Origin of the sequence: Clostridioides sp. ZZV14-6009, from assembly GCF_020658095.1 — a bacterium.
GTDB lineage: Bacteria > Bacillota > Clostridia > Peptostreptococcales > Peptostreptococcaceae > Clostridioides.
In genome coordinates this window covers 225616-246874 of record NZ_JAGWDG010000004.1, presented here as the reverse complement: position 1 = coordinate 246874, position 21259 = coordinate 225616, and the positions used below count along the sequence as shown (strand labels likewise).

20 protein-coding genes and 1 pseudogene are annotated in these 21259 nt (G+C 26.0%); 18 read left to right on the top strand and 3 right to left on the bottom strand.

Annotated elements, in window-relative coordinates; all coding sequences use genetic code 11:
- Nucleotides 1-150: 150 nt before the first annotated feature.
- From KGF36_RS08430 to KGF36_RS08420, 3 genes are all read left to right on the top strand, one after another.
- Nucleotides 151-372, top strand: a complete 222-nt coding sequence (locus tag KGF36_RS08430; protein ID WP_194655013.1) for a helix-turn-helix transcriptional regulator — start codon at nt 151-153, stop codon at nt 370-372.
- Nucleotides 373-389: 17 nt separating this feature from the next.
- A complete protein-coding gene (locus tag KGF36_RS08425) occupies nt 390-698 on the top strand; it encodes an HTH domain-containing protein (protein WP_227829959.1) in 309 nt (102 codons plus the stop codon).
- Between the two features lie 144 nt (nt 699-842).
- Nucleotides 843-2546 carry a cell wall-binding repeat-containing protein gene (locus tag KGF36_RS08420; RefSeq protein ID WP_285892267.1) on the top strand — a complete coding sequence of 568 codons (1704 nt, stop codon included), beginning with the start codon at nt 843-845 and terminating at the stop codon, nt 2544-2546.
- A gap of 141 nt (nt 2547-2687) precedes the next feature.
- On the opposite strand, the gene KGF36_RS08415 is transcribed toward KGF36_RS08420, so the two are convergent.
- Nucleotides 2688-3290, bottom strand: coding sequence for a flavodoxin family protein (locus KGF36_RS08415; RefSeq protein ID WP_227829958.1), 603 nt, complete (start codon nt 3288-3290; stop codon nt 2688-2690).
- Between the two features lie 488 nt (nt 3291-3778).
- Here KGF36_RS08415 and KGF36_RS08410 point away from each other — a divergent pair, with 488 nt between their 5' ends.
- A complete protein-coding gene (locus KGF36_RS08410; protein ID WP_227829957.1) occupies nt 3779-4990 on the top strand; it encodes a diaminopimelate decarboxylase family protein in 1212 nt (403 codons plus the stop codon).
- A 535-nt stretch (nt 4991-5525) separates the two neighbouring features.
- Here KGF36_RS08410 and KGF36_RS08405 read toward each other — a convergent pair.
- Nucleotides 5526-5999, bottom strand: coding sequence for a DUF2798 domain-containing protein (locus KGF36_RS08405; protein WP_227829956.1), 474 nt, complete (start codon nt 5997-5999; stop codon nt 5526-5528).
- Nucleotides 6000-6242: 243 nt separating this feature from the next.
- On the opposite strand from KGF36_RS08405, the gene KGF36_RS20440 reads away from it, so the two are divergent.
- Nucleotides 6243-6440: a multidrug transporter gene (locus tag KGF36_RS20440; RefSeq protein ID WP_413840309.1), complete on the top strand. Its 198-nt coding sequence runs from the start codon at nt 6243-6245 to the stop codon at nt 6438-6440.
- 33 nt (nt 6441-6473) lie between these two features.
- On the top strand, nt 6474-7445 hold the full coding sequence (locus tag KGF36_RS08400; RefSeq protein WP_413840311.1) for an MFS transporter: 972 nt from the start codon (nt 6474-6476) through the stop codon (nt 7443-7445).
- A gap of 278 nt (nt 7446-7723) precedes the next feature.
- Here the strand turns inward: KGF36_RS08400 and KGF36_RS20435 are convergent.
- A pseudogene (locus tag KGF36_RS20435) lies at nt 7724-7993 on the bottom strand (HXXEE domain-containing protein); the annotation flags it as partial.
- A gap of 403 nt (nt 7994-8396) precedes the next feature.
- Between KGF36_RS20435 and KGF36_RS08395 the strand changes: the two are divergent.
- The 12 genes from KGF36_RS08395 (at nt 8397) to yaaA (ending at nt 21219) form a co-directional block, all read left to right on the top strand.
- Nucleotides 8397-8774 (top strand): BlaI/MecI/CopY family transcriptional regulator, encoded by a 378-nt coding sequence (locus KGF36_RS08395; RefSeq protein ID WP_227829955.1) that lies wholly within the window; start codon nt 8397-8399, stop codon nt 8772-8774.
- A 2193-nt stretch (nt 8775-10967) separates the two neighbouring features.
- Complete coding sequence (locus KGF36_RS08390) at nt 10968-11309, top strand: LytTR family transcriptional regulator DNA-binding domain-containing protein (protein WP_227829954.1); 342 nt, start codon at nt 10968-10970, stop codon at nt 11307-11309.
- Nucleotides 11310-11550: 241 nt separating this feature from the next.
- On the top strand, nt 11551-11970 hold the full coding sequence (locus tag KGF36_RS08385) for a DUF1653 domain-containing protein (RefSeq protein ID WP_227829953.1): 420 nt from the start codon (nt 11551-11553) through the stop codon (nt 11968-11970).
- A gap of 210 nt (nt 11971-12180) precedes the next feature.
- On the top strand, nt 12181-12822 hold the full coding sequence (locus KGF36_RS08380) for a histidine phosphatase family protein (RefSeq protein ID WP_227829952.1): 642 nt from the start codon (nt 12181-12183) through the stop codon (nt 12820-12822).
- A gap of 24 nt (nt 12823-12846) precedes the next feature.
- Nucleotides 12847-14100 (top strand): NAD(P)/FAD-dependent oxidoreductase, encoded by a 1254-nt coding sequence (locus KGF36_RS08375; protein WP_227829951.1) that lies wholly within the window; start codon nt 12847-12849, stop codon nt 14098-14100.
- Nucleotides 14101-14153: 53 nt separating this feature from the next.
- Entirely contained in the window at nt 14154-14804 is a 651-nt protein-coding gene (gene cmk, locus KGF36_RS08370; protein WP_227829950.1) for a (d)CMP kinase, read from the top strand.
- A gap of 51 nt (nt 14805-14855) precedes the next feature.
- Nucleotides 14856-15452 (top strand): lysophospholipid acyltransferase family protein, encoded by a 597-nt coding sequence (locus KGF36_RS08365; RefSeq protein WP_227829949.1) that lies wholly within the window; start codon nt 14856-14858, stop codon nt 15450-15452.
- A 12-nt stretch (nt 15453-15464) separates the two neighbouring features.
- Nucleotides 15465-16304 (top strand): 4-hydroxy-3-methylbut-2-enyl diphosphate reductase, encoded by an 840-nt coding sequence (locus KGF36_RS08360; protein ID WP_227829948.1) that lies wholly within the window; start codon nt 15465-15467, stop codon nt 16302-16304.
- A 260-nt stretch (nt 16305-16564) separates the two neighbouring features.
- Nucleotides 16565-17719: a putative manganese transporter gene (locus KGF36_RS08355; RefSeq protein ID WP_227829947.1), complete on the top strand. Its 1155-nt coding sequence runs from the start codon at nt 16565-16567 to the stop codon at nt 17717-17719.
- A 317-nt stretch (nt 17720-18036) separates the two neighbouring features.
- Nucleotides 18037-19734, top strand: a complete 1698-nt coding sequence (gene ade / locus KGF36_RS08350; RefSeq protein WP_227829946.1) for an adenine deaminase — start codon at nt 18037-18039, stop codon at nt 19732-19734.
- A gap of 267 nt (nt 19735-20001) precedes the next feature.
- Complete coding sequence (bcp, locus tag KGF36_RS08345; RefSeq protein ID WP_227829945.1) at nt 20002-20466, top strand: thioredoxin-dependent thiol peroxidase; 465 nt, start codon at nt 20002-20004, stop codon at nt 20464-20466.
- A 9-nt stretch (nt 20467-20475) separates the two neighbouring features.
- Nucleotides 20476-21219 (top strand): peroxide stress protein YaaA, encoded by a 744-nt coding sequence (yaaA, locus tag KGF36_RS08340; protein WP_227829944.1) that lies wholly within the window; start codon nt 20476-20478, stop codon nt 21217-21219.
- The last annotated feature ends 40 nt before the right edge of the window (nt 21220-21259 follow it).

The following is a 21259-nucleotide window of genomic DNA, read 5'->3' as shown; positions in this document are numbered from 1 at the left end:
ACCTCCAATAATTAATTTGTTAAGTTTATTATACACTATAAAGTGTCGTTTGTAAATATAAAAATGAAATTAAATAGTTTTCTTTGTAAATTAAATATAGATAAAAGAAACTCTATAGTGTATAATTATATATAGAAAAGTGAGGTGTTTATGATGTCAATTTCTTTTGGAGAAAAGATAAAAATAATATTAAAAAGAAAAAATATGACTATAGGTGAGTTAGCAGAAAAAACAGGACAAACAAGACAAAATCTTTCAAATAAATTTTCAAGAGATAATTTTTCAGAAAAAGAAATTAGAGAATTTGCAGAAATACTTGGCTGTGAATTTGATTTTTATTTTACTATTAAAGATACAAATGAAAAAGTATAATAGGAGGAAATCATTATATGGAAGTAACTTTGCATACAGGAGAGATTAATTTTTTTAAAGAGGATGAGATTGCAAAGAATTATATAGGAGATTTATACTATCTTATAGATGAATATAAATTTTCAATGGACACAATATCTATTTTAACCAATATAGATATAAAGAAGTTAAATGACTTTTACATAGGAAAAGGAACTCTACATTATGATGAGCTAACACTTATAAATAGTGTCATTATAATGCCCTTTGTAGATGCATTTAAAACTGCTAAAGATAACTATGATATGATAATTAAAGCTCATAAAAAGATTATAATAAAAGAATGAAATTAGATTGTGAAATAGAGGACATTGTAGAAATAAAAAAGATATGTAGTAAAAACTATGATACTAATGTGATACTAATATGTTTTATAGGGCATTAGAAAATATAGAAATAATAGAAATAACAGATTAAGTTTCATACAATAGATGAGGTTTTATCAGATTATAAAAAAAAATAATATAACTGCAAGTGCACAAATTAAAGAGGATTCTATAATAGGAACTGATAGATATGAAACAGCAGGACTTATAGCAGATAAGCAGACTTATGACACTGTAATATTAGTTAATGGAGATGAAAATTTATCTGATGGGCTTTCATCAAGTGGACTATCAGGTACTATCAATGCTCCAATACTTTTAACTAAAAAAAATGAACTGCCAAATGCGACATTAAATAGATTAAATAATAAGAATTTGAATGTCGTAAAAAAAGTATATATAATTGGTGGTTATAATACAATTGATAATTCAGTAGAAAAAGATATAAAAAGAAAAAATATTGAAGTAGAAAGAATAAGTGGAAATAGTAGAATTGAAACTAGTTACAATGTAGCAAAAAAAATAAATGAAGTTAGTAAAGTAAAAGAAGTTATGATGACAAATGGATTTGTCGGTGAGGCTGATGCTATGAGTATAGCACCTGTAGCAGCAAAAAATAAGGTGCCAATAATACTTACAGATGGTAAAAAAATTCCGTTTAGTACTAAAGAGTTAAGTGTTTATGCTATAGGAGGTAGTTCTGCAATAGATGAAAAGTTAATAAAAGAGACCAATGCAACTAGAGTTGGGGGAAATGATAGATTTGAAACTAATAAAAAAGTAATAGAAAAGTTTTATAATGGGGCAAATGGTTTTTACATAACAAAAGGATATCAATTAATAGATGCATTGACATTATCTCCTCTAGCAAAAGAAAAACCAATCGTTTTAGTTGCTGATGGAAGTAATAAAAGCATATTAAAAGGAGCTAAAAGTATAATTAAAGTTGGAGGAATCGATTCAAATACATATAAACAATGTTTAGATATAGCAGAGTATAGTGACATGGACATAACACCAAATATAATAAAACATTTAACTACAATTGATGGAAATGAAGTATCTGAAATGTCTATAGAGATGGATAATTTAGGTGTAATTATTGAAAAGACAGATACTAATAAATTTGAATTTGATTATGTTAGTGTTAGCAATGAAAAAAATTGTACTTTTTCTTTAAATAAAGAAGAATCTTCTAATAATGTAAAAGATGGTAAGATGGTTGTAAGTGCTAAGAAAAAAATAGAAAAAAATACAGATAATACTGTAGAAGATATGAATGGTGATAATATTATAAATGCAAGTAAAGATAAGATGGTAAATATATTAAAGATAGGAATTCCTGATAGAGTTTATTCTAATTTTAAGATAGATACTGGAAATGGGTCAGTAAGAGTTTATAATATCAAAGGAGGAGCTACAATTAATGTTAATAATGGAACTGTAAAAGTTGAAGGTAGTGATATAACATATCCTTTTAATATAAATATTAATAATGGAGTTTCAAATGTAGTTGCTGAATCTATATTGTCTGAAATAAAGTTTAGAGCTAATAATGGTGTTGTTGAGGTAACTGCTACAAATATAAATGGAAATATAAGCGTGTTTGGGGAAGATGACACAGATATATTTAGTGGTGTATTTAAATTAAAATTAAAAAAAGAACCATCAAATTTACACTTAAAATTGGGTGATAGAGGATTAAACAAGTTACCAGAAGGTTGGTCTAATGATTATACTTTAGGTAATGGACATCCAATTATAGAGGTGAAAAATAGTGGTATAAATGATATATCATTTCAAAACTAAAATACAGGTGGAAATAAAGCTTATATAATTTTTAAATTATATAAGCTTTATTTGTTTTATTTGTATTATTAAGTTATAAAATTTAGATAACTGTAAATAAAAAATTGTGTCTCAAAAAAATAGTATTTTATTGTAGTATAGTTAATAGTTATCTGCTTTAAATGAATTATGTACAATGTTACAAATATATTTTGCAAATTGACGAGAGTGTTCTTCTTTTTCAGTATCCATAAAATTAGGTTTACCTAAATCACGTTCAACAAGCATTCCTATATATTTCAACTGTGAATGTTTGCAATAACGCTTTATACCATCTTCCCAGATATCAGCTCCTTTTTCAGGTCTATATCCACAAGTTGTAATAAGTGCTAGTGATTTTCCTGACCATAGTGCTGGTCCTTTTTCATCACCATAGTATTTATTCATACCATATACCAATCTATCGAGCAAAGCTTTCATTGGAGCAGTGCAATACCAAGAATAAATTGGAGTTGCAAGAATAATCAAATCACACATAAGAACTTTTTTGAAAATTTTATGAACATCATCATCATGACAACATCCAAAAGAAGATAAATTTTTCTGACATTTTTTACAGGCAATACAAGGTTCTATTTGATAATCATATAACCATAACATTTCAAGATTTGCATTATAGTTTTCTAGTTCTTCTATAAATGGCTCTAAAATAGAAGCTGTATTGCCATTCTTCTTAGGACTTCCCATAAGAATACATACTTTCATATTAACACCTCCATATTATTTTAAAATAATTTTTAATCATATAGTAATATTTAGATTTTATAAAAACTTTTTAAATATATATTACATAGAATGATTTTTATTTTATTTGGTAGTTTAAAACCAATAGTCTAAAGAAGTACTTTTAGAAAACTAGCAATATTAGTAACTATGTAGAATGCTAGTAAAATTAAAATCATCCATGTAAAAATATGATTTTTGTATGGATATACTTTATTAATTCTTTTTCCAATACGTACCAGTAAAATATACATTAAAAAATATGCTAAAAAGACTATTAAAAATTTCATATATAACCTCACAATTTTAAAGTTTAATATAAACTTAGGATACTACGAGAATACATTAACAACAATATACTTTTTTAATCTGTAACAAAGTTGAAATAAATTATTTCTATAGTAAAATATATTATAATTAGTATAGGAACTTAATTAATAAAATCATCTATAACCATGGAGGTATAAAATATGTATTTAAATCAAGAATATAACTTTATAAAAGAACATGCACCATGTTATATATATGATGAGGTTAATATAATCGAAAGATGTATGGAGTTAAAAAATAATATTTTAGGTTTTGACTTTTTATATTCCATAAAAACAAATCCATATAATAAAATTGTGAAAAGTATTGCTAAACAAGGGTTTGGAACAGATGCGGCATCAATGAAAGAAGTATTGATTTCAAAAGAATGTGGAGTGGTTAGAGATAATATTTACTATTCTGCACCAGGAAAGACAGAGGAAGATATAGAAGCTGTTTTAGATAAGTGTATAATTATTGCGGATAGTATAACAGAAATAGAACTTATAAATAAAATATCAAAAAAACATAATAAAAAAATTAAAATAGGTCTTAGAATAAATCCTGATTTTACTATGGATGATGATAGCTCTATATCAAGCAAGTTTGGTATTGATATAGAAGATATAGATAATGTTTTTAAAATATTAAATCTTTGTAACTATATATCTGTAGTTGGGATACATATACATATTAAATCTCAAGTGTTAGATTTTGAAAAGTTAGGATGTTATTATGAAAAATGTTTTCTCATAGCATTAAATTTAAATAAAAGTGAACATATAAACATTGAGTTTATAAATTTTGGTAGTGGTATTGGAGTAGCATATGACAATCTTAAAGAAAGTCCAGTTAATTTTAAAAAGCTTTCGATATTAACTGAAAAGATTGTTTCTACTAATGCAAATACATTAAAGGCTAGACTCTTTATTGAATCAGGTCGTTTTGTAGTTTGCACATCAGGCAATTACTATACTAAAATTGTCGATATTAAGGTATCAAGAGGGACAAAGTATCTTGTTGTAAGAAATGGTCTTAATGGATTTATGAGACCTATTATTTCTAATTTAATTGAGAAAGTAACTTGTGGTGTAGAATTAGAAGGGCAAGAACCATTATATACATCAAATCATGCATTTTCTTTTTCAGTATTAAGTAGTTCAGAAGAAGAAGAGTATGTAACAATAGTTGGAAATCTTTGTACATCATTAGATGTATTAGCCAATAATGTTAAATTAAAAAAGGCAGTTATAGGAGATGTGGTTTCAATTAATAATGCTGGTAGTTACTCGTATTCTCTATCTCCATTAATGTTTTCAAACTATGAATTTCCTAGACAATATTATAAAAAAAAAGATGGGTGGATTGAGTGAATTTTTCTGAAATCTTCAAACTGGAATATTCTATATTTCCTAATTTTTAATAAGTAAAAGCTATTTTATCATAACCATTTGGAATCTCATAAGAAGTCAATTTGATTCTTCTATTTTGTAATTCCTCGTGTTGTTCAGAATTATCGAAAGTACCTATTAAAATATTCATAAAAGAATTTAATTTGTCACCTATATCATAGATTAACTGGTAATGACTGATTATGATAAGCATACTTTATTTTTAGAGGGGAGTAAGTATGAAAATAGTGGGAGTCTACTATATAATAAAATTTTTACTTGATTCTACAAAATGAAAAATACATTGCCAAGAGTGAATTTGAACATAATGTGAAAATTAAATTTAATAAATTTGAATGGAATTTCATAAATCTAAAATATAATTAACGATGAATTTGATGGCAAATAAATTTGGTAACAAATTTATTTGCCACTAATTAAAAATTATTGTATAGTGTAGTAGCTTGATTTGGGATAAGTATACTTATAGTATAAAGTCTTATGTAGTTTTGTATAGTTATAAACAATCTACAATTGTTCCTTCAGGAAATAACCTCCTAAAAACAAATCTCACTAAAGGGCCTGCAATTAGTAGTTGTAATGGCAATGCAATAATAAAGTTGTTGAATATATTAACAACCCATACAAATAAGATTGTACTAGAAAAACCAACTGATTCAATGGCTCCAAATAAAGACATACATATAACCATTCCACATACCATACAACTTGATATAACAATGGCCTTTGCAATTTGTCTACTTTCTGGATTTACAATGCGAAATGCGATTTTTTTAGCAATTTTAGAAACAACAAACCAATCAAAAATCATACCTACTACATATGCTAGTGGAAAACTCATCCAAGCATTTTTTACAGTTTCTAGCGAAAGGCCTTCATGCAAAGAGACATTATAGACACTCATAAAAAATACCATAAAGGCACACATAATCACTGTAAATATTAAACTTTCTTTTCTATTTTGTGGCATATTCATTTACCTCCAAGTGTAATTTATTTCTATTAGGATTATACATGAAGAAAAATTTTGTCGTAAGTAAATTTTTAAAAATTTGAAATTTATTCTTGAAATAGATAGAAATATCCATAAAATATTTTTATTTTTATGGATATCCATGGAAATTAAGTTTTTTAAACTTTATAATTAATAGTATAAGGTAATAAAATTATAGTGCTGTCAAAGAAATTTAAAATTTAGGGGGTGTAGTTCTATATGGAATTGTGGAAAAGAAATTTATTTGTATGTTGGATAGGGATGTTCTTTAGTTCTATAGGTATGAGCCAAATAGCACCTATACTTCCATTATATATTAAGCAGTTGGGTGTAACTGATGTAGGCTTAATACAACAGTATTCAGGTATGATTTTTGGATGTACTTTTGTAGTAGCAGCATTTTTTTCGCCAATTTGAGGGAAAGCTGCTGATAAATATGGAAGAAAATCAATGCTTTTACGTGCAAGTATTGGCATGGGAATAGTGATATTTACAATGACATTTGTACAAAATGTTTATCAGCTATTAGGGCTAAGGATTCTTCAAGGTGTTTTTACAGGTTATGCAACTGCATGTACTACACTGATTGCAACTCAGACAGATAAAAATCATTCTGGTTGGGCCTTAGGTACACTTGCAACTGCATCAACTACTGGTTCATTAATTGGGCCAACAGTAGGAGGGTATATAGAATCAATTTTAGGACTTAAAAGTGTATTTATTATAACAGGAGGATTATTATTTGTATCATTTATCATATCTATTCTGTTTGTAGTAGATAATTTTAGACCTAAAGAAATAAAAGAGTTAATTTCTATACCTAAAGAACAATTAAATCCATTGCCAAATAAGTTTTTAATTGCATCTATTTTTGTGACTACATTTATTACTCAGCTGGCATTATATTCTATAGAACCAATTGTAACAATATATATATCACAGCTTACAAATTTTGCATCAAATGTAGCTTTAATAGCAGGATTGACATTTTCTGCATCAGGATTAGCAAACCTATTGGCAGCTCAAAAACTTGGAAAAATGTCAGATAAAATAGGACCTCAAAAGGTATTACTAATTTCACTTTTATGGGCAGGAATTATATTTATACCACAAGCTTTTGTAAGAACTGCATGGCAACTGATGTTGCTGAGATTTTTATTAGGATTATCAGTGGCAGGGCTTAATCCTTCTGTAAATAGTTTATTAAAAAAAATTGCACCAGAAGAATATGTTGGAAAAATATTTGGATATAATGCATCTGCTCAGTATATGGGATGTTCATCAGGAGCTTTTTTAGGGGGACAAATATCGGCCCATTTAGGTATTAGAACAGTATTTTTCTCAACAAGTATATTATTATTTTTGAATGCACTTTGGATGTATAAATTTACTGGATTATTTACTAAAGATAATGTAAAATAATCTTTAAACTTTGATAAAAAAGAAGAGTAGCTTTAGTACTATATTTAAAAAACTAATCAAAATTATAGATAAAAGAATTCATTTTTATGAATTCTTTTATTTTTATTAACCTTAAAATTGTGTTTTTACAACCTCCTTGTAGCATTTGTTTGCCTGTTGTATAATGGTAGAAATTATAAAAATATAGACTTCAATATATTTGAAGTAAGTGTTTTATTATATTTCTAAAATACAATACGGAGGAATTTAATAATGCAAGCCAATAAAAGAATCTAAAACTAATAATTATTTTCAACCTGATACATTATTAGTAAATATTCAAAAAATTTCATAGCTTTATGAAGTGAAACAAATATTATTACTAGTAAAACTGTACCAATAAAACAGGAAAGTGAAAGTTTAAATAGACTATAATTAAGCATATTCGATGTAATATAAAGTAGCCAGATACAGATTGGTAAAAAGATTATGGATGTGAATATGCCAGGAACATGGTGTTTAAATCGGATATATAAGTTAAAGTGAGGAAATATAAAATGAAATGTAAAAGCAAATAAACATCCATACTAAATGAAATAGTTGTCAAAGATACAAGATAGCAAAGTTATAATTGAAAGCGTAATAATAAAAAAGTGATATTATAAGAAAATCGAACACAAATTATTTTTTAATTTTTGTACGCTTCTTTCAAAGAAAATATCAAATATAAATGCTATATATCCAATTTTTATATATCAATTAAAGAAAAGTTTAAATTTTTAGTTTTTTAATAGTGTATATATTTAATTTCATAATGTAGAATAAACATTTCTTATGTAATTTGTTATAGAATTATATCAAGAAATAACTTATGGAAAAAATTGGAAAATATTATTATCGACAAAATCTTTGACTTAAAAACTATATTGCGATAGTATTAATTTAATAAAAGTTTGAGAGGGGCGTAAGGTTATGACAATTTCAAAAATACCACAAGCAGAGTTAAAAGTTATGAAGTTTATTTGGGAAAAAAATGATACAGTGACATCAAAAGAAACTATTGAAGCTATGGAACAAAAATATGGATGGAAACAAACAACAACATTGACACTTTTATCAAGACTTGTTAAAAAGCATTTCTTGGATGCAGAAAAAATAGATAGATATACTCATTATACAATAGTTGTTGGACACAAAGAATATTTAAATGTTGAGACAAAAGATTTTTTAAGTAATATACATGATAATTCTTTGCAAAGTTTACTTTCAGCATTACATGAAGATGAAGTTATTGACAAAAATGCATTAGATTTATTTGAAAATCATTTTAAAAATTTAAAGGATGAATAAGTATATGTGTTTGTATGTTTAAGTTTTTAATAGATAGATATATACAAAAATCTATGCTGGTATTATTTAATAAGTTACCAACTATTTATAAATTGATGATTAATAGGCGTAAATTCAATAAAATACCTATAATGATTAAAGTAGATGGTATCAAATTAAATGATACCACCTATTTTAGTGCTCTATGTTTTTAGTTTTAAAAATAATCTTTTAATTCACTATTTTTTCTTAATTCAAGCCATTATTTTATTTAATCATATCAAACTACCTTAAAATGTAGGAGCTAATGATAGAATATGGATATGTATTCTTATAACCGTTATTTTTTATAAGTCAAATTATAAGGTCAATATATATAAATGTTTAGTGATTTTGTTTTTTTATTGGATGGTGTTAATAGGTATAAATGCATTGAGTATGCTATTAGTAGTTTCAATGAACAATTTAGATAATATGAATATTTTACTTAGCGGAAATTTATACAGATATGAAGCTATCTTTTTTGGAAAATTGATTTTAATTATATTATTGTACATATATAAAATTTCTTTTACTAATTTTAAAATTAGTAAAAAAGAATTGTATATATGTGTTCCAATGATAGCAAATTTATTATCATTTTTTATACTTTATGATTATATTATTAATCTCATAAAGATTTCTCCTGAAAGGAGAGTTGTTTTTCTATTAATAGTTTTACTATTTATATTGTCCAATATCTCAATATTTGTATTAATACGTATAATACTTAAAATTAAAGCTAAAAAAGATAATATAATAAATTAATTAATATATATAAAAATAGCTTAGTGAATATTTCTAATTGATATATTATAGCTTATTTGTTTTAAAATATTGAAACTTGAATTATCTGGTGAAGTAGATAAAGTTGATTGTGCTAAGACTCTTTAAAATGAGCGTATTAGTGAAATAAGTAAGATTACATCAGATATTCCTAAGTTGTATGGTAGGAGTAAAAAATATATAAATAACCTTATTAAGAAAACTATTAAGTAGTTCATAAATTCTTCCTATTATTAGATGGTATTAAAGTTAGAATACTATGAAGAACTGATAGTGGCAGCATATTATGCAGATTTGTAAATAAATTGAAGCAAGTTATTCAGAATAAAAAAGAGTATTTTCACATATCTTTTGTGAATACAAGATTCTTGGATATGAAAAAATAGAAGCACATAAACGATGGAAAATAGTAATTAGAAAGGATATAAAGTATGAAGTCTAGACAGTACAATATTACAAAAGGATTATTGATAGTATATAAAAACATAAGACAAAAATAATTATCAATGCATTAGCTTTGATTGGAACAATTCTTATGATAGGATTTTTAGGATTGATTGTTATTGTGAATCTATAGATATAATTATACAGGTTCAATTTTAAAAATTATCAAGTTTTAGTTTATAGAGCAGTTTATTTTAACATATAGACTGTTTTTTTTATGTCCATAACTATACCATGTAATATTACTTATCAATTTTTTAATAATTTCAAGAAATGCTTACATTGTAATGAGTAGTTTTTTCTAAAGGGACCTTACGTTTTCAATTTAATGCTAGTGCAGAACAAGTAAATGTTCAAATTCTTCCACTGGCAGACTGAACATCATCAACTACTTTGTTCATTCCAGCTATTATAATAATTGTCTTTGGACCGTGAATAAGACAAGAGACACTTTGTAGTATCCTTTGTGCAAATCTGAAATCTTTTGCAAGTTATATAATTCCATATTTTTTACTTTAGACTTTATAGATAATCTGTGTTTGTTAGTTGTTACCACAAGATTGATTTTGGCTATATATTTGTGATATGTCTATGAACTTTCAATTGATAATTAAGAAGTATAAAATTATTTTAACAAATCTGTAATTAAATCTTAATCCTTAAAATTATACATATAAAAGTCAATATTTACTTTTATATGTATAATTTTACACAACTTTATTGAAGAGTTATTTTATTAAAGAAATATGTATCTATAATTACTGATATTATTTATAATAGGCTATTTTAACTTTAAAAATTAATGCCAAAAAATGAGTTTGTAAGTCAATATCAAAAATAACTTTATAAATATTTCAAATAGACTAATCTTACATATATTTCCGATAGATTAAATTGATAAAAAACACTAAAATTAAATTAATAAGAATACTTGGAGGGATGGTAATGAAAGAGGAATGTTTTATTAATATTGAACACGAAGATAAACGTTTTTCAATTAACATTAAAGAGATTTTGTACATAGAAAAGCAAGAGTATGAATCAAAAATTTATACAGAAAATGAAACTTATTATATTGGAGAAAATTCTTCTAGTATAAAAAAACTACTGAAAGAAGAAAATTTTTTCAAATGTAGTAACAGTTATATTGTAAATTTAGATAAGTGTGAATTTTATCTCAGCAATAATTGTATTTTTGTAGGAAATAACTTTATAAGAGTTTTAGGTTTAGATAGAAAAAAGAAATTAGAAAAGAAGTTAGAAAAATTATATGATTATAAATATTAACTTTGAGAGGCTGTATTTTATACAGCCTCTTTATTTATTTTATTGTATTATTAATAAACTTTAAATTATGATAAAATATAAGACAAGTATTGCTTTTAATAAATAAAATATAGGATAAGTTTTATTTAGTTACATGATTTTATATAACTGCGTAATAAGAAAAGTAGAATATATTTATATAAATAAAAATTAAACTCATAAACAACTTTTTCAAACAATACATGTAGGAGAGGATAGTAAAATGGATAAACCAAAAAATAGTCTAAACATTGATGAAAGAAAATTAAAATATCCTTGTATTTATAAACATTTTAAAGGAAAATATTATGCTACAATGGGATTGAGCAAAGCCATTGATAGTAATGATATAGAAAAAATCTGTGAAACATATAATGAAAAAGGGTTAACTAAAAACACAGTTAGGTATAAGCTAGATGTTAAGCATACTGAGCTAGATGAAAATATTTTTATATATAGAGACTTGAATGGAAACTTTTATCATAAAAAAGAAGAAGATAATAATAATTTGGTCTTATATAAAACTTTATATGATGATACAGGAGTATTTGTAAGGCCACTAGACATGTTTTTATCAAAAGTAGATAGAGATAAATATTTTAATCCGATTCAAGAATATAGATTTGAAGAATTTTATAAATAAAATATGATGATTACATTTTATAATTTAAGAAAAAAACTGTTATTATATAATAAATTGTGGTAAATATAAATAGGATGAGCTGAGAAGAGAAGAATATCTTAGATTAAGTTATAAAATAGAAACATAGTAAACTGTTATATGATATAATTAAATTTTGAGAAGTGACAATTTATATTTAATAAAAAATAGACAGATATATTAGGAGGAAATATGGGAAATACTTTTTATATAGTAAGACATGGACAAACAGATTGGAACTTATTAGGAAAAACACAAGGTCATGGTAATTCTGACCTTACAGCACAAGGGATAGAACAAGCAAGAGAACTTTCTGAAGACATTGGTAAGTATTCAATTGATTATATTTTTAGTAGTGATTTAGGAAGAGCAATGCAAACAGCTCAAATTTTAGGTGATAAGCTCAATATTGAAGTCCAAAAAACTGAAGCACTTAGAGAAATGGGATTTGGAGTTTGGGAAGGTCTTTTAATAAAAGAAATTCAAAAAGACTATTCAGATATATATTCAACATGGAGAAATGAGCCACATTTAGTAAATATACCAGAAGGAGAAACTCTTAAAATTATAAAAGAAAGAGTAGATACTTTTATAAAGGAATTAAATGAAAAATACAATGATAAAAATATAGTTCTTGTTACACATTCAATTACATTGAGGGTTATGTTACTATCATTCCTAGAGTCAGGTATGGAAAATATATACAGAATTAAGCAAGATAACACTGCTTTAAATATAGTAGAATTTAAAGATTACGGTCCAGTAGTAATAAAGATGAATGATACAAGTCATATAAAAAATCATGTAAAAATAAATAATTCTGCACTTGAGTAAGTATCAAATTATAAGGAGAAGTTTATGAGTAAAGTTATAGTGGTTGGTGGAGGTCCATCTGGCATGATGGCAGCCTTGTCAGCTTCAAAAAACAATAATGAAGTAATATTGATTGAAAGAAATGGAGAGTTAGGGAGAAAGTTAAGAGCAACTGGTGGAGGTAGATGTAACTTTACCAACAATAGAGAGATAGAAGCTTTTTTTGATAAGGTTGTAAACAATAAAAAATTTCTATATAGTAGCTTTTATGCATTTACAAATAAAAATCTTATATCGTATTTTGAAAGTAAAAATTTAGAGTATAAGATTGAAGAAGAAAATGACCATAAGGTTTATACTAAGAATGATAAATCGATAGAAGTAATAGAAGTATTAAATAAGGACTTAATTAATCATAATGTAAAGATAATGTATAATAAAAAAGTTGTGGATATTATAATTGAAAAAATCACTGAACAAGATGACCATAACAATAATAAAGCAAATTATTCAATAAAGGGTGTCATTTTAGATAATGGAGATAATATATTAGGTGATAAAGTTATTATATCAACTGGAGGAGTTAGTTATTCAAAAACAGGTTCAGATGGTTTAATGTATAAGGTTCTTCAAAATCATGGACATACATTAAATAAACTATATCCTGCTTTAGCTCCACTTACAATAGAAGAAAAATGGATTAAAGCTTTACAAGGAATATCTATGAGAAATGTAGAAATATCTTGTAAGATTAAGAAAAAGAAAATATCAAAATCAGGAGACATGCTATTTGCACATTTTGGGATAACAGGTCCTTGTGTACTTATAATGTCTTCTTATATCAATAAGATTATTGAAAAAGATAAGGTAGAATTAAATATAGATTTTTTACCAAATTTAGATGTCAATGAAATTTCTAATATAATTAGAGAAATTCCAAATAAAAATATCTTAAATAATCTTAAACAGATATTACCTCAAAACTTCTTAAGAGAAATTCTTTCTATATTATCTTTAAGTGATAAAAAAGCAAATGAGTTGTCTAAGGCTGATGAAATTAAAATTATTGAGTATATAAAAAATATGAAACTAACTTGTAATGGAACTACAGGCATAAACACTGGAATGGTTACTTCTGGTGGTATTTCAGTTAAAGAAATTAATTCTTCTACAATGGAGTCTAAGTTAATAAAGGATTTATTTTTTACAGGTGAGGTAATAGATGTAGATGCAGAAACTGGTGGATATAATTTACAAATAGCATTTTCAACTGGATATCTTGCAGGGACTAGTGTATAAGTATAGTTTTTAATAAGTCGATTATTAAATATAAATAAAATAGAGGTGTAGATATGAGTAATTTGATTATAGCTGTGGATGGACCAGCAGGGGCTGGTAAAAGTACAATAGCTAAGATAGTAGCAGAAAAACTAAATATAAATTATATAGATACAGGTGCTATGTATAGAGCTGTTACTTATAAGTGTTTAAAAAATAATATTGATGTCAATAATGAAAAAGAAGTTATTAAAATAGCTGAAAATTCGGATATAGATTTTAAAAATAATAGCATATATTTAGACCAAAAAATTATAAATGAGGAAATCAGAACAATAGAAGTAAGCAATAATGTTTCCAATGTAGCTAAGATAAAAGAAGTAAGAAAGTTGATGGTTGAAGTTCAACGAAAAATTGGAACAAAAAGTTCAGTAATATTAGATGGTAGAGATATAGGTTCATATGTTTTTCCAAATGCAGATTATAAATTCTTTTTAGTAGCTACACCAGAAGAAAGAGGAAGTAGACGCTATAAAGAACTTTGTAATAAAGGATATAATACTACTTTAAAAGAAGTAATTGAAGATATAGTAAAGAGAGATGAAATTGATTCAAATAGAGAATTTGCACCACTAGTAAAAGCTGATGATGCACTAGAAATAGATACTACAGGAAAGACTATAGAGCAGGTTGTACAAGAAGTTGTATCTAAGATAAGTTTTTAAGCTCAATGTATCTAAAACGAGAATATAATGTAGTATTGAAGGGAGATAAACGTGAATTTTTATAGATTTGCAATAAATATTTTTAGATGTTTTTCTAAAGTGTTTTTTAAATATGAAGTTATAGGTGCCGAAAATATACCAGATAGAGGAAATATAGTGGTGGCTTCAAATCATAAGTCAAATCTTGATCCTGTATTTTTAGCTGCAGCTATAGAGAATAGGGAGATAGCAGCTATTGCAAAACAAGAATTATTTAAAGTGAAACCATTAGGTTTTATATTAAAAAAATTGCATGTTATGCCTATAAATAGAGAAAAGCCAGATGTATCTACTATAAAAACTATTTTAAGGTCAATTAGAGATGGTTATGTGTTGGGAATATTTCCAGAAGGAACAAGAATTAAAGGAGATAACTTTGGCAAAGCTAAGGCAGGTCTTTCTCTATTTACAATAAAGAGTAAATCTAAGGTTGTACCAGTGTCGATAATATCTAAGTATAAACTTTTTAGTAAGGTAATTGTGTATTTTGGAGAGCCAATATCATTTGAAGAACATTTTAAAGAAAAGTTAAGTAATGATGACCATGAAAGAATGTCACAAGAAGTTTTAGAAATAATAAAACAGAATTACTTTAAATATTCAAAATAAGGGGGGAATTTTGTGAATGTTAAAATAGCAAAAAATGCAGGATTTTGCTTTGGAGTAAAGAGAGCAATGAAAATGGCATGGGATGAAGTAGAGAAAAATGATTCTGGAATATATGCTTTAGGACCTCTTATTCATAACAAACAAGCAGTAGCAAGATATGAACAGAAAGGTCTTAAAACTGTAGATGAAATTGATATAATACCAGATTATGAAAATATGATAATAAGATCTCATGGAGTTCCTGAGAAAGTATACAAAGAAGCTAAAAATAAAAAGCTTAAAATTGTAGATACTACATGTCCATTTGTAAAGAAAATACATACAGTAGTGAGTGAGTATCATAATAAGGGTTATGAAATAATAGTTATTGGAGATATGAAACATCCAGAGGTGATAGGTATAAATGGATGGTGCGAAAACTCAGCAATAATAATAAAAGCTGTAGAGCAAATGGAGAATATGGAATTTGACAATTCAAAACAATATTGTGTTGTTGCACAGACAACGATAAATCCAGATTTATATTCAAATATAGTTGACAAATTAGCTGATAAACTAGAACATATAGTGTTTAATGATACAATCTGTTCAGCTACAAAAACTAGACAAGAAGCAGCTAAAGAATTAGCAAGAGAAGTTGATTGTATGATAGTTATAGGTGGAAAACACAGTTCTAATACTCAAAAGTTAGTAAAAGTTTGTGAAGATTTAGTTCCAACTTTTGCAATAGAAACTAAAGACGAATTGGATGTAAATATGCTTAAGAAGTATAAAAATGTAGGAGTTACAGCAGGAGCATCTACACCAGATTGGATAATAGAGGAAGTAATAACATTTATTGAGAATTTATAAATATAGTAAACAATAAAAACATGTGTACTACTGGTATAATATATAAAATTTATTGTAATATCTATATGTAATTTTATACTATTATATGTGGCAACTAGATAACCTAATATCAGAAAGTGTGTATCTTAATATGCAAGAAATTAACAATATAAGATATGCACTTTTTAATATTAGAAATTTAAATAGTATAATGATATTGATTATCAATAACAAATGAAATATAATATAATTATTGCGAAATTAATATAGGAGGTAAATTAATGGAAATGTTAATATCTGCTTCTGAAGAAGCATTTTTACATGTGGGTTCTATGATTGGATTTTTTATTTTGCTATTTGGATATATAAACTATAAAACTAGTGGTAATTTTACTAATATTATATCAAAAAATAGAAAATATCAACCTTTAATAGGAGCTTTGATAGGAGCTATACCAGGTTGTGGTGGGAGTTTGGCAATCATGCCATTATATATAAGTGGAAAATTAAGCTTTGGAGCAATCATTGCAAGTTTAATAGCAAGTATGGGGGATGCTGCATTTATACTTATTTCATCAAATATTAAAATGTATTTTTTTGTGACTATAGTTAGTACAATTACAGGAATAATAACGGGACAACTAGTAGATTATTTTAAATTAGAAAAAAAGTTGAAATTAAATAAATATAGAAAATCAGACAAACATAATATAGATAAAAGTGAGCATAAAGAGAATAAAGAGTCGCATAATCATGATGGTATAATTTTGGATAATTTAGCTAAATCTCATGGAAATACGAATAGACTTGCATTTATAATAACACATGGTAAAGGGTACAAAATTTATATAGGAATTGTATTAATAGGTTTTATATTTATGTCTCTTGCTCATTCTGGAATAAATCTTCCTATTATTGAAAATTTACATTCACTAGAAGAAGCAATAGCAGTTATAGGAATACTATTCTCAATAGTTTATATGTGGTGTTTTAAAAAAGTATTTAAAAATTCTAATCAAAAAGAGGAAGAAAATAAGAAGATTTCCTTAAGAGAAATGCTTATACATTCTGTAGGTGAAATTTCATTTGTTATTACATGGATTTTTATTGCATATCTTATTTACGATTTGATAATATTGGTTTTAGGTGGAGATGAATACTTAGTTAATTTAGTTTTATCAACAGGTGTAATTAGTGTATTTATAGGTGCAGGTCTTGGGCTTATTCCAGGGTGTGGTATACAAATTGTACTTATGTCATTTTACTTGAAAGGAACTATACCACTTGGTGCAGTAATAGCTAATTCCATATCTCAAGATGGAGATGCACTTTTTCCACTTTTAGCAATGGACAAAAAATCTTCCTTATGGGCTATGATTATTACTACTATACCAGCTATAATCGTAGGAATGATAGTTTATGCATTTTTAGGTTAATTAAAAGTAGTTATTAGTATAAATGATAAAAATACATAAATCTATACTATGGATATAGTAACAAATATTAAAAATATAAAAAATAAAATTTAATATAATTAAAATATTTATAAAGAACATGAGAAATAATATTATTGTTTCTCATGTTTTTGTATTTAATTTAATAAATTATGGAATAAATGCTTTTTATCGAAGATAGGCCAAATACTCCATACTCAACGTAAGTAGGGTAGAGATGTAAGCATAAAATATGCTAATATAAATTAATATGATACAACAAGTATATTGATATAAAAAATTTAAGAGGAGTTGTAAAAATGAGTAATTTGAAAAAAAAGTGTGATGTAGCAAGTGGAAGAGATAAAGCTGATATTGTACTTAAAAATGGAACAATTATAAATGTATTCACAGAAGAATTAATAGTAGGAGATATAGCAATAGTAGAGGATACAATTGTTGGAATCGGCGAATATAGTGGAAAAGTAGAGATTGATTGTAGTGGTAAATACTTATCACCTGGTTTTATTGATGCACATATGCATATTGAGTCTACAATGGTAATGCCAATTGAATTATCAAAAAAATTACTAAAGTCAGGTACAACAACTGTTATAGCTGACCCTCATGAACTAGTCAATGTAAAAGGAGCAAGTGCAATAGACTTTTTACTAGAATCAACAGAAGAGATACCTTTAAATGTATATATTATGCTACCATCATCTGTACCTGCAACAAGATTCGAAACTAATGGAATAGGAAATTTTAGTGCAAAAGATATGGATGCCTACATAAATAATCCTAGAATCTTAGGATTAGGAGAGGTAATGTGTTTTAATGATGTTATATCTGCTGAAAAAGAAATTTTAGATAAATTAGAGGCTTTTAAAGATAAAATGGCAGATGGACATGCACCAAATATAACTGGAAAGTCACTTCAAGCATATGTATGTGCAGGAATAAAAAATGACCATGAATGTATAACTTTTAATGAAGTGTATGAAAAATTAAGAGCAGGTCTAAAAATTTTTATAAGAGAAGGAAGTGCAGCAAAAAACTTAGAAGCTATAATAAAGGGATTATTGAAACATAGCTTACCAATTGAAGAATTTATGTTTTGTACAGACGACAAACATTTGGATGATATAGAAAAACAAGGGCATATAAGATGGAATATAAAATGTGCAATCGATTTGGGTATGGAGCCAATTAAAGCTATTAAAATTGCAACTTATAATTCAGCAAGAGCATATGGTCTAAATAGAATTGGAGCAATAGGTGCTGGGTATAAAGCAGATATTGTTGTTCTAAACAATTTAGAAAATATGGAGGTAGGTAGTGTTTATAAAGATGGTAAATTGATAGATGAGGGAATTTTTTCTGATTATAATTATGAAATTAAGGATAAAGAGCTGCTTAATACAGTTAAATTTAAAGATATTGATAGAGAAAAAATACAATTAAAGTCAAATGAGAAAAATTATGTAATGGAAATTGTACCATATCAGATTCTAACAAATAAATTATTTGAATCTATACCAAACAAAAATGGATATTTCAATCCAAATGAAGAATATTCAAAGCTTTGTGTTGTTGAGAGACACAGAATGACTGGAAACATATCAGTTGCACCATTAAAAGGTTTTGGTATAAAAAATGGAGCAATAGCAACTACTGTAGCTCATGATTCACATAATATCATAGTTGCAGGAGATAATGATGAAGATATTATAGTTGCAGTAAATTACTTGAGAGATATACAGGGTGGCTATGTAATTGTATCAAATGGAAAAGTACTTGCTCACTTAAGTCTTCAAGTAGCTGGATTAATTAGTACTCTTCCAGCAGATAAAGTGCAAGAAACAACTGATAATATGTTAAAAATAGCAAGAAAAATGGGAGTTCCAAAGTATGTAGACCCTTTTATTACACTTTCATTTATGGCTCTTCCTGTTATTCCAAAAATAAGACTTACTGATTTAGGTCTATTTGATGTAGAAGAATTTAAATTTATATAGATTAGAGTATTAGAAGATTAAAAATAAATAAGCAGGATTTAATACATAAATTAAATCCTGTTTATTTTAATTACTATAGTTATTTAACATAAATTCCAGTTTAAATGCTCTAATCAAATAAAGTTGAAATTTTTAGTATATAAAATTTACATATCCATGAAATTTTCCATATAAAAAAGTAAAATATTTTATTTATATATAGAAATATAGGGTATTAATATAAATATAGTATAAATTATTGATTAAAAAACAAAAGGAGAGATATTTATGTTAAGTATAGGTACAAAAGCACCAGAATTTACATTAGAAGATAAGGATGGAAATAAAGTCAGTATGTCAGATTTTAAGGGGAAAAAAGTGGTAATATATTTTTATCCTAAAGATAATACACCAGGATGTACACGTCAGGCATGTGCATTTAGAAACGCATATGAAGGATTTAAAAATAATGATATACCAGTTATTGGAATAAGTAAAGATAGTATTAAATCACATCAAAAATTTGCAGAAAAACATGAGCTTCCTTTTATTTTACTTTCTGACCCAGATTTAATTGCTATTAAGGCTTTTGATGTGTGGAAAGAGAAAAAAATGTATGGGAAAACTGCTCTAGGAGTCGTTCGTGCAACTTATATTGTAGATGAAAGTGGAATTATTGAAAAAGTTTTTGAAAAAGCAAAACCAGATACAAATGCACAAGAGATTCTTGAATATTTGGAAAAACAGGAGTAATAAGAATTTATGATTATAATGTTATCACCAGCTAAAAATATGAAACATGCACAAGCAGTTGATAGAGATTTAAGCTTACCTTGTTTTATAGATAATGCAAAAGAAATATCAAAGAATATAAAAAATTTTAGTTTAGAAGATTTTAAAAATAAAATGAAAATCAACGAGAAGTTAGCCATATTGAACAAGAGTAGATTTGATAATTTTAAATTTGACAGTCTAGGAAGTCCTGCAATCTTAACTTATGATGGAATACAATATAAAAATATAGAAGCAGAGCGTTTTACAAAGCAAGATGAGGAATTTGCAAATAATTGTATTCGAATCATAAGTGGATTGTATGGGGTTGTAAAACCTTATGATAGTATATATGAATACAGACTAGAAATGCAGACAAAGCTACAGATAAGAGAATTTAAAAATTTATATGAATATTGGGGAGACAGTATATATAAAGAATTAAGTAAAGAAAATACAGCTATTGTCAATCTTGCATCAAGTGAATACAGTAAAACTGTGGGAAAATTTATCGATGATAATCATACATATGTAACATGTAATTTTAAAATAAATAAAAATAATATATTAAAAGTTGAATCAACACAAGCAAAGAAAGCTAGAGGAATGATGGTAAAATATATTATTAAAAATAAAATAGAAGATATTAACGACTTAAAAAAATTTAATTTAGAAGGGTATAAATATCAAGAAAACTTATCTAACAATAATGAGTATGTGTTTGTAAAAGAGTAGATATTTTTATATAGATTTTAAACTAAATTGTTAAATTTAG